Source organism: Rahnella sp. PD12R (assembly GCF_019200965.1).
In the GTDB taxonomy this organism is placed as follows: Bacteria; Pseudomonadota; Gammaproteobacteria; order Enterobacterales; family Enterobacteriaceae; genus Rahnella; species Rahnella laticis.
Genome location: NZ_JAHTMS010000002.1, coordinates 409,249 through 422,396 on the forward strand (window position 1 = coordinate 409,249; position 13,148 = coordinate 422,396).

11 protein-coding genes are annotated in these 13,148 nt (G+C 55.9%); 7 read left to right on the forward strand and 4 right to left on the reverse strand.

Annotated features, from left to right (window positions below):
* Positions 1-301: 301 nt before the first annotated feature.
* Entirely contained in the window at positions 302-1,621 is a 1,320-nt protein-coding gene (gene shiA / locus KWG64_RS05835) for a shikimate transporter (protein ID WP_218521220.1), read from the forward strand.
* 132 nt (positions 1,622-1,753) lie between these two features.
* Positions 1,754-2,452: an RluA family pseudouridine synthase gene (locus tag KWG64_RS05840; RefSeq protein ID WP_218521221.1), complete on the forward strand. Its 699-nt coding sequence runs from the start codon at positions 1,754-1,756 to the stop codon at positions 2,450-2,452.
* A gap of 6 nt (positions 2,453-2,458) precedes the next feature.
* On the opposite strand, the gene KWG64_RS05845 is transcribed toward KWG64_RS05840, so the two are convergent.
* The 4 genes from KWG64_RS05845 to KWG64_RS05860 all read right to left on the reverse strand — a co-directional run bounded on the left by KWG64_RS05845 (position 2,459) and on the right by KWG64_RS05860 (position 6,602).
* Positions 2,459-2,998: a DUF2058 domain-containing protein gene (locus KWG64_RS05845; RefSeq protein WP_195824454.1), complete on the reverse strand. Its 540-nt coding sequence runs from the start codon at positions 2,996-2,998 to the stop codon at positions 2,459-2,461.
* A 58-nt stretch (positions 2,999-3,056) separates the two neighbouring features.
* Positions 3,057-4,985, reverse strand: a complete 1,929-nt coding sequence (dhaR, locus tag KWG64_RS05850; RefSeq protein WP_218521222.1) for a dihydroxyacetone kinase operon transcriptional regulator DhaR — start codon at positions 4,983-4,985, stop codon at positions 3,057-3,059.
* A 112-nt stretch (positions 4,986-5,097) separates the two neighbouring features.
* A complete protein-coding gene (locus tag KWG64_RS05855; RefSeq protein ID WP_218521223.1) occupies positions 5,098-6,195 on the reverse strand; it encodes a glycerol dehydrogenase in 1,098 nt (365 codons plus the stop codon).
* A gap of 182 nt (positions 6,196-6,377) precedes the next feature.
* Positions 6,378-6,602 (reverse strand): hypothetical protein, encoded by a 225-nt coding sequence (locus KWG64_RS05860; RefSeq protein ID WP_218521224.1) that lies wholly within the window; start codon positions 6,600-6,602, stop codon positions 6,378-6,380.
* Between the two features lie 182 nt (positions 6,603-6,784).
* On the opposite strand from KWG64_RS05860, the gene dhaK reads away from it, so the two are divergent.
* The 5 genes from dhaK to KWG64_RS05885 all read left to right on the forward strand — a co-directional run bounded on the left by dhaK (position 6,785) and on the right by KWG64_RS05885 (position 13,144).
* The gene (gene dhaK / locus KWG64_RS05865) at positions 6,785-7,855 is read left to right on the forward strand and encodes a dihydroxyacetone kinase subunit DhaK (protein ID WP_218521225.1); all 1,071 of its coding nucleotides are present in this window, start codon (positions 6,785-6,787) and stop codon (positions 7,853-7,855) included.
* A gap of 10 nt (positions 7,856-7,865) precedes the next feature.
* Positions 7,866-8,498 (forward strand): dihydroxyacetone kinase subunit DhaL, encoded by a 633-nt coding sequence (gene dhaL, locus KWG64_RS05870; protein ID WP_218521226.1) that lies wholly within the window; start codon positions 7,866-7,868, stop codon positions 8,496-8,498.
* Between the two features lie 10 nt (positions 8,499-8,508).
* The gene (gene dhaM / locus KWG64_RS05875; RefSeq protein WP_218521227.1) at positions 8,509-9,948 is read left to right on the forward strand and encodes a dihydroxyacetone kinase phosphoryl donor subunit DhaM; all 1,440 of its coding nucleotides are present in this window, start codon (positions 8,509-8,511) and stop codon (positions 9,946-9,948) included.
* Positions 9,949-10,024: 76 nt separating this feature from the next.
* Positions 10,025-11,599 (forward strand): AMP nucleosidase, encoded by a 1,575-nt coding sequence (locus KWG64_RS05880; protein WP_255533945.1) that lies wholly within the window; start codon positions 10,025-10,027, stop codon positions 11,597-11,599.
* 114 nt (positions 11,600-11,713) lie between these two features.
* A complete protein-coding gene (locus KWG64_RS05885; protein ID WP_305080195.1) occupies positions 11,714-13,144 on the forward strand; it encodes an EmmdR/YeeO family multidrug/toxin efflux MATE transporter in 1,431 nt (476 codons plus the stop codon).
* Positions 13,145-13,148 lie beyond the last annotated feature (4 nt).

The window sequence follows — 13,148 nt, forward strand, 5'->3', positions numbered from 1 at the left end:
AGACGCCCGCTTAAGGAAACTTAAGCGGGCGTTTTGCTTTTGTGTTTCCCCGTTTTTCGGGCGGTTCCGCACGCTCTGCCTCATCGCGTTTTGCCCTCCGCCGCCGGATAATTATCTGCGCATCTGCATTCCCTGAGTTAAATCCCCCTTTCGACCCTGCTGTTTTTGCAAAAGCGTTTTAACCTGACGGCAGTCCCTGTAGTCTCAACAGCGGCTGATTTTTGCTGTGCACGACGTATTACCTTTTTGCCTATTTTAATAACTAAAAATTTTAGAAATTTAAGGAACGGTCAGAACAACTATGGACTCCACGCTCATTACTCCCCGCCCCGATAAGGAGATACCTTCACTTAACCGCGCACGCCGCGCTGCCTGGGGCAGTTTTGCCGGGGCCGTGGTCGACTGGTTCGATTTTTTACTCTACGGCATTACCGCTGCGCTGGTGTTTAACAGCGAATTCTTTCCGCAGGTCGACCCGACGACGGGCACGCTTGCGGCGTTTGCGACCTTTGGCGTGGGCTTTTTATTCCGCCCGCTCGGCGGCATTGTTTTCGGTCATTTCGGCGACCGTTTAGGCCGTAAACGCATGCTGATGATGACTGTCTGGATCATGGGCATCGCCACCGCGTGTATCGGTATTCTTCCGTCGTATTCTGCAATTGGCTGGTGGGCGCCTGCTTTGCTGGTCACGCTGCGCGCCATTCAGGGGTTTGCGGTGGGCGGCGAATGGGGCGGTGCGGCGCTGCTGGCCGTTGAAAGTGCGCCCTCCGGCAAGAAAGCTTTTTACAGCAGCGGGATCCAGATGGGATATGGCGTTGGCCTGTTGCTGTCTACCGGGCTGGTCTCACTTATCAGCAGCCTGACCACCAACGAACAGTTCCTGAGCTGGGGCTGGCGTTTGCCGTTCCTGTTCAGCATTGTGCTGGTGCTGGGCGCGCTGTGGGTGCGAAACGGCATGGAAGAATCGGTGGAGTTCGAACGTGCGCAGGCCGAACAGCCGAAGCAGGCCAAAAAGCGTCTGCCGGTGTTCGAAGCGCTGTTCCGCCACCCCGGCGCGTTTTTGAAAATCATTCTCCTGCGCCTGTGCGAACTGCTGACGATGTACATCGTCACCGCGTTTGCGCTTAACTATTCGACGCATAATCTGGGGATGTCACGTGAACTGTTTCTGAATATCGGGCTGCTGATCGGCGGTGTGAGCTGCCTGACCATCCCGATGTTCGCCTGGATGGCCGATCGTTTCGGACGTCGCCGTATCTACATTACCGGCGCAATCGTCGGCGCGCTGAGCGCTTTCCCGTTCTTTATGGCGCTGGATGCGCGCTCAATTGTGGGCGTGGTGATCTTCTCGCTGCTGCTGGCGAATATCGCCCACGATATGGTGGTTTGCGTGCAACAGCCGATGTTTACGGAAATGTTTGGCGCCGGTTATCGTTACAGCGGCGCGGGCGTGGGGTATCAGGTTGCCAGCGTGGTGGGCGGCGGTTTCACGCCGTTTATTGCTGCCGCGCTGCTGACATATTCCGGCGGTGAATGGCATTCCGTGGCTATTTATCTGATGGCCGGCTGCCTGCTTTCGGCACTGACAGCGATACTGATGAAGTCGCCAAAGCCGCACTGAATTTACGTTCGCATCTGAAAACGCCCGCTCAGAAAACCTGAGCGGGCGTTTTGCTTTTCACCGGGTCAGCCGGGTCGTCAGCGGGCTGAAAATTGGTTATCATCCGCTCCCACTTTCCCTTCGGTTAGCCTGATGTCCGCGATTATCGATACCTTTGTTGCCCCGCCGTGTCATGACGAAATAGAGATCCTCTTTCAGGACGACCATCTGGCGCTGATCAATAAACCTGCCGGGTTGCTGAGTCTGTCGGGCAAAAACCCGCAAAACCTCGATTCCGTACATTACCGGCTGGTCAGGATTTTCCCCGGCTGCACGCTGGTGCATCGTCTTGATTTCGGGACTTCCGGGCTGATGGTGATTGCACGGAATAAGGCAATTAACGCCGCCCTTTGCCAGCAGTTAAGCCAGCGTACGGTCACGAAAGTCTACGTCGCGCTGCTCTGCGGACATGTGGGGGAAAATGAAGGGGTGATTGATGCAGCGATTGCTAAAGATCCGGCGCTGTTCCCGCTGATGTCAATTTGCGAAATCAGCGGAAAGCCCGCCCGCTCGCACTATCGGGTGCTTGAGCGCTTTGAGCAACAACGGGAAGACGGAACGTTACTGCCGCTGACGCGGGTGCAGCTGACCCCGGAAACCGGGCGAACCCATCAGCTGCGCATCCACTGCCAGCAACTGGGCCACCCTATTTTAGGCTGCGACCTGTACGGTGGCCTTCTGCTGCCCGGCACCGAAAAGACACCGCGCTTAATGCTGCACGCCAGTGAACTGAATTTTGTTCACCCGGTCAGCGGAGAACCGGTCAGCGCGCGGTGTAACAGCCCGTTCTGAAGCTGATTACCACATCAGATCATCAGGCACTTTGAAATCAGCGTACGGATCTTCTTCGTCCTGCTCTTCCTGGCTCAGCGCGCTGTTTAAGACGATGCTGCTGGCGTCACGCTGTGCAATTTTATCCGCGACGCTGGCGGGGATAATCGCGTACTGACTCTCACCGTTGCTGTCCGTCACCAGACGCGCAATCGCAAGACGGCCGCTGATCAGCTGAGCCTGCGTTGTCTTATCGACAAAAACCTTTTTAATCAGATTATTATCGGTGAAGTTAAAGCCGATATCACCTTTAGAAATGTCGATACGGTTCATCTCAATCAGCTGTTTCACCTGCGCTTTATGTTCTTTCGACAAAGCCGCTTGTTTTTGCTGTTCGTTAAGCTGCTTGTCACGCTCAAGCTGGGCTTTTTTGTTTTCTTCCACAGCCGCTCTGGCCTCACGCGACTGAACGCGCGACTTTTTGGCCGTTCTCTGGACTTTATCCATTTTCTTGGAGGTTACCAGTCCCGCTTTCAGCAGCTGCTCTTGTAAGGTGAGTTTTGTCATCTTCGTTTCTAAATCCGTTGAATAATTTCCTGGATTATACCTGCAAATTTAGCCGCAATCAGTTCGAATGACTGCGTTTAAACTGGCTGGCATCGATCTCGTATTGCTTCATTTTCCGCCATAGCGTGGTTCGCCCGATGTTTAAAAGCTGAGACATTTCCCGGACACGGCCGCTGGTGACGCGGGCGGCGTGGATAATGGCCTCTTTCTCAATGGAAGAAAACGTGAGGCTGGCAGGCATCAGCGTGGACGGATTCTCGCCCGCCGGACGTTCAGAAAATAAGTATTCCGGCAGATGACTCAGGCGGATACGGCCGTTTTCGCTGCTGATGGCGATATTTTCAATGACGCTGTTAAGCTCAAAATCATTGCCCGGCCAGGAATACGCCACCAGCTGGGCCAGCGCGTCGTCATCAACTTTCAGTTTAGACGTAAAGCGTTTTTCCAGACTGTGCAGCCGGTTATGTACCAGCGACGGAATACTGCTGCGCCGCGCCCGCAGTGGCGGGATGACAATCTCAAAAGAATGCAGCGCGTAGTAAAGCTGACGGCTGAAGCGGTTTTGTTCGACCAGCGCGGAAAGATCCACCGTCGTCGTGGCAATCACTTTGACGTTCACCGGGATCAGCCGCCGCGCGTCCAGCCGCGTCAGGACGCCCTGCTTGATCACCTGCAACAATCCCGACTGCAACTCCGGCGCCAGATACTCAATTTTTTCCAGGAATAACGTGCCGCCGTTGGCCAGTTCCAGACGGCTGAGCCGCCCTTTAGCATCATCGGTGGGCGCATTGCCCATGAGATCCTGCCCCAGTGCGCTGTCGGCATAAAGCTGACAGTTCACCGCAATATACGGGCCGCCGGCACATTCGCTTTCATTGTGAATGGCCTGGCTGAGCAGCTCTTTGCCCACGCCCTCTTCCCCGCATAACAGCACCGGAAAACCGCCCCGCGCTGCCTGCCGCCCGAAATGAATTAACCGGCGCGATTCCTGATCGTCGGCGGACATCTGCTCAAACGTGTGGCTGACTTTGCCGAGCTGGCTGGTCATCAGCTGACGCATCTGTTCTACCGGATGCAGCAGCATAATAAAGCTGATGCCCTGCTCTTCAACGATCGGTTTAAGGGTAATCACGGCGTCGATAAACTGATGCTGGCTCTCAAACGTCACTTCGGTGTGGTTCAGCCCGCGCGCGTGTTTGATGGCGCGGCGCAACAACGCGGGCAGCGTCACCAGCTCGCTGAGATTTTTCCCCTGGCTGACCTGCGCATCCAGATGCAAAAGCGTCGCGGCCTGAACATTCAGAAACTGCAAAACGCCCTGCTCGTTCCACGCCATCACGCCGTCATCCATGCTTTCCAGCAGGCCGTACATCTGATTGAGATGCCGGTTGGATTCCGCCAGCAGGCTGTCGGTGATGAGTGAATTGCCCACTTCGCGCGCGACCGCCAGCGTCAGGGACAAATCAGACGACGCCTGCTGTTCATTCAGGCAGCAAAGGGAAATCGAACCCGAAAGCCGCCCGTGGTTATCAAACACCGGCGTGGTGCTGAACGACCACGGGTGAAGCGCCTGTTTAAAATGCTGCTCGCCACGGGTTCTGACCGGCTGCCCGAGCAGCGCCGCCAGCGATAACGCACAGCTTCCGATAATACTTTCGGCACAATAACTACCCGCCAGAAAACCTAAACCGGCCAGCTGCGCCAGCGTGTACGGGTCGCCGCAGCAGCAGAGAATACAGGCCGATTCATCGAGAATCAGCAGTGCGCAGGGCCGGTTGTCCATGTATTCCCAGGCATCTTCCAGCGCTGCCTGGCCGATGGTCAGCAGCGTGGTTTTGCGCCGGCAAATCGATTCAAACGTCAGCCCCTGCGCCTGATGCGGCGGCTGCCAGGTTTCACGCTGCATAAACCGGTCGCAGCGTTGCCATGACCGCGCGATAAGCGAAGAGACTTCTTCTTTTTCCACATCCTGTTCCCGGCTTGTCATAACCTTTTCCGTTTATGTGTCATAAAAAACCCCTCTGATCCGCATTTATCGCAGAGTCAGAGGGGAAACGTTATGCCGCAGATGAGCGGTCAGATCAGTTATTTGCGGCGGATCAGCGCGCCAGCCACTGCTGCCCCAGTTTATCTGCGGTCACGATGGCGGCGTAAACGCTGTCCGGCGAAACCGGGAAAGGCATGTTGTGAATGGTTTCCCCTTCCGCACAGGTCGCCTGCGCCACCGCCATAATCTTCGCTTCAATCCCCTCTTTCACGCCCATTTCGCCCAGCGTTACCGGCAACCCGACCTTGTGGCAAAAACCGAGAACGGTTTCGATTTCGTCCATCGGGCTGTTTTGCAGCACCAGTTGTGACAGCGTGCCAAACGCCACTTTTTCGCCGTGATAAAGATGATGGCACTCTTCCAGAATTGTGAATCCGTTATGGATTGCGTGCGCCGCGGCCAGCCCGCTGCTTTCAAAACCAATGCCGCTGAGATAGGTATTGGCTTCAACAATGCGTTCCAGCGCCTCAGTGACCACACCGGCATCGCAGGCCAGCCGGGCTTTTTCCCCTTCCGCCAGCAGCGTATCAAAGCACAAACGCGCCAGGCTGAGCGCCGCCACCGTAGATTGCCCGCCCGCCATGCTGGTGGCGCGGGAGTCGTAACAGGCTTTGGCTTCAAACCAGGTCGACAGCGCATCGCCCATTCCGGCGACCAGCAAACGCACCGGCGCTTTCGCGATAATCGTGGTATCCATCACCACCATGTCCGGGTTTTTCGGGTAAACCAGATACTCTTCAAACTCCCCCGCTTCGGTATAAATCACGGACAGTGCGCTGGTCGGCGCATCCGTTGACGCAATCGTCGGCACCACAATCACCGGCAATTTCTGGTAATAGCCGATGGCTTTTGCCGTATCCAGCGTTTTGCCGCCGCCGATACCGACCACGCCCTGACATCCCTTTTGTTTCAGGATGGCAATCAGGTGGTTAATTTCGGCGTGACTGCATTCGCCTTTAAAGCGTTCCGCGTGGCTGCTGACGCCGTAGTCGTGCAGGCCGTTAATCACTTTATCCCCGGCGAGCTTCATCACGAAGTCGTCAGCAATCACGAAATAGCTCTCCGCCAGATTTTTAGCGTATTGCCCGAATGACGCAGACGCGTCAGCGCCCTGAAGATATTTGGCCGGAGATTGAATGACTTTCAGCATTGTTTCGCCCTCAGATAGTTCATGTTTGCAGAATGTCGCCGGTTCACGTTCTGCTCTGCTTTCAACAACCTGCGTAGCGAAACGTTGTCCCGACGTGATGCAATCACTCTAGGGCTCGCGAAGCACAAAAAAATCTTTCGCGTTTATGTTCTGATTTGAAACCTTGTGAAAAACAATGCGTTTCATAATGAAACGTAAAACCATAAAAAATGTGCGGATTGCGATCGCTGTCCGCCGTTTTCTTCAAAATCATTCACCACAGCAAAACAACGAAACAGCCCGTCGTGCTGAAAATCGCAGTGCAGGCGCAAAAAAATGTCTGTCGTGGTTCTATCTTTGCCGTGAATGGCCGTCAGAAAATAGCGCTGCGTCCCAGTTTCGGTTTTTTCCTTTCCAAAACGTTCCATTTAGAAACAAAAACCTCTGATTCATGTTCCGTATTGGAACTCATTTTTCCGAAATTCTTTTTGCCGCTAACTCATCCAGAATCACTCTACCGGCCAGGTGACCATGACCGGTAACCCTACGCACGATGACTGCCACCGCCTATAAGGGGCAGCTTCAGACAACCTCCGACGGAGTACGAATAATGAAAAAGCTCATTAACCGTGTAGAAGATGTACTGAGTGAACAATTGAGCGGGCTGGCAAAGGCCCACCCGGAACTGACACTTCACCAGGATCCTGTTTATGTCACCCGAGCCGATGCGCCCGTGGCCGGAAAAGTGGCGCTGCTTTCCGGTGGCGGCAGCGGTCACGAACCGATGCACTGCGGTTTTATCGGCCACGGAATGTTGGCTGGCGCGTGCCCCGGTGAAATCTTCACCTCGCCGACGCCGGACAAAATGTTCGAATGCGCCATGCACATCGACGGCGGCGAAGGCGTTCTGCTGATCATCAAAAACTACACCGGCGACATTCTTAATTTCGAAACCGCCACAGAACTGCTGCACGAAAGCGGCGTAAAAGTCTCCACCGTGGTGGTGGATGATGACGTTGCGGTCAAAGACAGCCTGTATACCGCCGGACGCCGCGGCGTAGCCAATACCGTGCTTATCGAAAAACTGGTGGGTGCCGCCGCTGAACGCGGTGATTCTCTGGACGTCTGCGCTGAACTGGGGCGAAAACTCAATAACCTCGGCCATTCCATCGGCATCGCACTCGGTGCCTGCACCGTGCCTGCCGCCGGACAACCCTCTTTCACGCTCAAAGATGACGAAATGGAATTCGGCGTCGGTATTCACGGTGAACCGGGCATCGACCGCCGCCGCTTCAGTTCGCTCGATCAGACCGTGGATGAAATGTTCGACACGCTGCTGGAAAACGGCACTTACAGCCGCACGCTGCGCCAGTGGGATACCGCACAAGGCAGCTGGCAGGATGTCCAGCAAGGTAAACAGGCGCTGGGCAACGGAGACCGCGTGATTGCGCTGGTCAATAATCTGGGTGCTACCCCGCTGTCTGAACTTTATGGCGTTTATAACCGCCTCGAACAACGCTGCCAGCAAACCGGTATCACCATCGAACGCAATCTGGTTGGCGCGTACTGCACCTCTCTGGATATGGCAGGGTTTTCCATCACGCTGCTGAAAGTCGATAACGACACGCTCGCATTATGGGATGCGCCGGTTCATACCCCCGGCCTGAACTGGGGAAAATAAGGAGCAACACATGTCACTGAACAGAAATCAAATCGTCAACTGGCTATACCGCTGCGGGGATATTTTCACCCGGGAAAGTGACTTTCTGACCGGGCTGGATAAGGAAATCGGCGATGCCGATCACGGCCTGAACATGCACCGGGGGTTCAGCAAGGTGGTAGAAAAACTGCCGTCTATTGCCGACAAAGACATTGGTTTTATCCTCAAAAACACCGGCATGACGCTGCTGTCCAACGTCGGCGGTGCCAGCGGCCCACTGCTCGGGACGTTCTTTATCCGCGCCGCGACGGTAACGCAGGCGCACCAGAGCCTGACGCTGGAAGAGCTGTGCGGGATGATCCGCGAAGGCGCAGAAGGTGTGATCAGCCGCGGCAAGGCCGAGCCCGGCGATAAAACCATGTGCGACGTCTGGCTGCCGGTGGTCGATTCACTGCGTCAGTCGGGCGAACAGCATTTGTCCGTCACCGCCGCGCTGGATGCGGCCAGCGAACGGGCCGAAGCCGCCGCGCATGCCACCATCACCATGCAGGCGCGCAAAGGTCGCGCCAGCTATCTGGGCGAGCGCAGCATCGGTCATCAGGATCCGGGCGCAACCTCGGTGATGTTCATGATTCAGATGCTGGCAGCCGCAGCCAAAGAGTAAGGAAAACGCGATGGTAAACCTGGTGATCGTTTCTCATAGTGCCCGGCTGGGCAATGGCGTCGCAGAGCTGGCCCGGCAAATGTTATCGGGCGATGACTGCAAGCTGGCCATCGCTGCGGGCATTGACGATGTGGATAATCCGATTGGCACGGACCCGATCAAGGTGATGGAAGCCATTGAGTCCGTCGCCGATACCGATCATGTGCTGGTGATGATGGACATGGGCAGCGCGCTGCTCAGTGCCGAAACCGCGCTCGATTTACTCGATCCGGCGATTGCCGCCAAAGTCCGGTTGTGCGCGGCTCCGCTGGTTGAGGGGACGCTGGCCGCCACGGTCAGCGCAGCGGCCGGTGCCGGTATCGACAAAGTGATTAACGACGCAATGAACGCTCTGGAGGCAAAACGCGTTCAGCTGGGTTTACCGCCGCAAACGCCGCCATCGCCGGTGTTGGCCTCTTTTGCCGATGATCGTGACGCGCGGTCGGCGTCGGTGGTGATCAGAAATCCTAACGGTTTGCATGTGCGCCCGGCCTCGCGTCTGGTTGCCGCACTGTCCGGCTTTGATGCCGAACTGGTTCTGGAGAAAGACGGAAAACGGGCAACGCCGGACAACATCAACCAGATTGCCCTGTTGCAGGTGCGCTGCAATGACCCGCTGACTTTGCTGGCACGCGGACCTCAGGCAGACGCTGCGCTGGCCGCATTTACCGCGCTGGCGGCCGAAGATTTTGGCGAAAGCGCGGAGATCGCGAAAGCAGAAAACCCTGCGCCTGCTCCTCTTCTTACCCGCGTGGAGGGCAGCGCCGTGCTGTGGGATTTACCGCATCAGCTTCCCGGCCTGCAACCCTGCACGGACGTCTTGCAGGAACAGCGCAATTTAATGCGCGCCATCGAACTGACGCTGGACGACCTGAACGCGCTCACCGTCATGGCCGAAGAAAAATACTCCGCCGATATTGCCGCCATATTTTCCGGCCATCACATGCTGCTCGATGATGCAGATTTGTATGAAGAAGCGTGCCGGATCATCAGCGAGAAATATTGCAGCGCCTCGTGGGCGTGGGATTCGGTCATGACCGACCTGAGCAAACAATACCGACAGCTCAACGACAGCTATTTGCAGGCGCGTTATATCGATATCGAAGATTTGCGAAACCGCACGCTGGCGCACCTGGCGGGCAAATCCGTCGCGCAGCCGGCCATCGGCTGGCCTGCGATTCTTATCGCCGACGACATTTTCCCCTCAACGGTTTTGCAGCTCGATGCGCAGCAGATCAAAGGCATTTGCCTGCGCGCGGGCAGCGATGTTTCCCACAGTGCGATTATTGCCCGCGAGGCCGGTATCGCGTTTCTCTGCCAGCAATATGACGCACTGAAAAATATTATTCCCGGCGACGGTCTGACGCTCGATATGGCGCAAAAACGCGTGATCCGCCCGCAGGCCGGGTAAACACCGCCAAAACTTCGCATCTTGCCCGCCGGGAAAATGGCGGGCTTCTCCGGTTCAGATTCTGGCGTTTCCTTTCATGCTCACTTCATGCGCTCATAAAATCATCATCCGGCCGCCGCGCTCCAATAAAACATTGGCGGCTCCGGCCAGACAAGCCATATTTAGAAAGAATGATGATGAACGAAGCACAAAGGAAAAACGTATGGATAACAAATCCCTCACCTCCGCACAGGCGATTGATAAGCTCGAAGAGATGTACAACAACTCTGTTGCCGCATTGCGGGATGCGATTAAAGATTTCATCGTTCAGGGCAAGCTGCCGGATGTTGCGGCCAGAGCTGCCGGGCTGTTTGTTTACCCGGAATTACGCGTCAGCTGGGACGGCGTCACGCCCGCGAAAAACCCGACCCGTGCCTATGGCCGTTTTTCACATCCGGGGCGTTATGCCAATACCATCACCCATCCCGAGCTGTTTCGCGATTACCTGCTGGAACAGCTTTCCCTGCTCGAAGAAGAATATGACGCGCTGATTGAAGTCGTGCCGTCACAGCAGGAAATCCCCTATTCCTACGTGATCGACGGTTCAGATCTGATGCTGGATCGCTCAATGAGCGCCGGGCTGGCAAAACATTTCCCGACCACCGAGCTTTCGCAGATTGGCGATGAAACCGCGGACGGCCTGCAATATCCCGGCGATACTTTCCCGCTTTCGCATTTTAATGCGCTGCGCGCCGACTTCTCGCTGGCCCGTCTGCGCCATTACACCGGCACGCTGATCGAACATTTCCAGCCTTATGTGTTGTTCACCAACTACACCCGTTATGTCGATGAGTTCGTGAGCTGGGCGTGCGCGCAAATCGCCGATCCTGAAAGCCCGTATGAAGCGCTGGCTTGCGCAGGCAGCGTATTTATCACCGCTGAGACGCAAAACCCGGAGCAGGCCGTTTCTGATCTGGCGTGGAAAAAACACCAGATGCCCGCCTATCACCTGATTGCCCGCGACGGTGCAGGCATTACGCTGGTCAATATTGGCGTTGGCCCGGCGAATGCAAAAACCATCTGCGACCACCTTGCCGTGCTGCGTCCGCACGTCTGGCTGATGATTGGTCACTGCGGCGGGCTGCGCGAAACGCAGTCCATTGGCGACTACGTGCTGGCGCACGCCTATCTGCGTGACGATCATGTTCTCGACGCCGTGTTACCGCCGGACATCCCGATCCCAAGCATTGCCGAAGTGCAGCGCGCGCTGTATGACGCCACAAAAATGATGAGCGGCATGCCGGGCGAAGAAGTCAAACAGCGTCTGCGTACCGGCACCGTGGTGACGACCGACGACCGGAACTGGGAACTGCGCTATGCGGCTTCTGCGCTGCGGTTTAACCTCAGCCGCGCCGTGGCCGTTGATATGGAAAGCGCCACCATTGCCGCGCAAGGCTACCGCTTCCGTGTGCCATACGGCACGTTGTTGTGCGTTTCTGACAAGCCGTTGCACGGCGAAATCAAGCTGCCGGGACAGGCTAATAAATTTTACGAAGGCGCTATCTCGGAACATCTGCAAATCGGCATCTGCGCCATCGACCTGCTGCGCGCCGAGGGCGATCATCTGCATTCACGCAAATTACGTACCTTTAACGAACCGCCTTTCCGTTAATTCTTTTTTAACAATTTAATTAGAGCTTTGGATGAAAAAGACTTTGCATAATGCGAAGTCTTTTACCATCATAAATTAAAACGCTGTTCTACTTTCTGCCACCCTGGAATTCTCTTGCAAAACGTCATCGTCTCTTTGCGCAAAGCCATCGAGCGCACGCCCTGGTATCCGAAACGGCGTTCATACCGTACGTTGTTCTGGCGTGAAATAACGCCCCTCGCAGTACCGATTTTCTTCGAGAATGCCTGCGTTCTGTTAATGGGCGTGTTGAGCACCTTCCTCGTCAGCTGGCTGGGTAAAGAAGCGATGGCCGGAGTCGGGCTGGCCGACAGTTTTAACATGGTGGTCATCTCTTTCTTCGCTGCCGTCGATCTGGGGACCACCGTTGTCGTTGCATTCAGTCTGGGCAAACTTGACCACGAACGCGCCCGCGCGGCCGCCCGCCAGTCACTGGCGATCATGACCGTTTTCGCCGTGTTTCTGGCGGTGCTGCTTCAGTTTTCCGGGCATGTCATTATCGACATGATTGCCGGTAACGCTGAACCTGAAGTGAAAGAAATGGCGCTTTCTTATCTTCAGATGAGCAGCTGGAGTTATCCGGCTGCTGCCATTGCGCTGATCGGTTCCGGTGCCCTGCGCGGTGCCGGTAATACCAAGATCCCGATGCTGCTCAACGGCGGCATGAACATTCTCAATCTGGTCATCAGCAGCGTGCTCATTTACGGCTGCTTCGGCTGGCAGGGTTTCGGCTTTATCGGTGCCGGCCTGGGGCTGACGATTTCCCGTTATATCGGCGCCGTGGCGGTCATTTTTGTCCTGATGATCGGCTTTAATCCGTCGCTGAAAATCTCCCTCAAAAGTTACTTTCTGCCACTCAATACCAACATTCTGCGCGAAGTGCTGGGCATCGGTATTCCAGCCAGTATTGAATCCGTGCTGTTCAACGGCGGCAAATTACTGACGCAGGTCTTTGTGGCGGGCATGGGTACCAACGTGATTGCCGGTAACTTTATTGCCTTCTCGATTGCCGCGCTGATTAACCTGCCGGGGAACGCCTTAGGGTCGGCCTCGACGATTATTGTCGGCACCCGTCTGGGCAAAGGGCAAATCGCCCAGTCCGAACGCCAGCTACGGCATATTTTCTGGTTATCGACTTTCGGGCTTTGCGTGCTGGCCTTTATGTCTGTGCCATTCGCCGGGCTGCTGGCGCGTTTCTACACCAATGAACAGGACGTTATCGACGTCGTAAAAATCCTGATCTGGCTGAACGCCGCCTTTATGCCGTTCTGGGCCGCCTCCTGGGTGTTGCCTGCCGGGCTGAAAGGCGCGCGCGATGCCCGTTTCACCATGTACGTTTCCATGGTCGGCATGTGGGGCTGCCGCATCGTGGTGGGCTACTTCCTCGGTATCGTGCTTAATTTCGGCGTCGTGGGTATCTGGCTCGGGATGTTCCTCGACTGGATCGTTCGCGGTATCTTTTTCTACTGGCGTATGGCGAGCGGCCGCTGGTTGTGGAAATACCCGAGAGAGAAAAAAGCGCAATAACGCC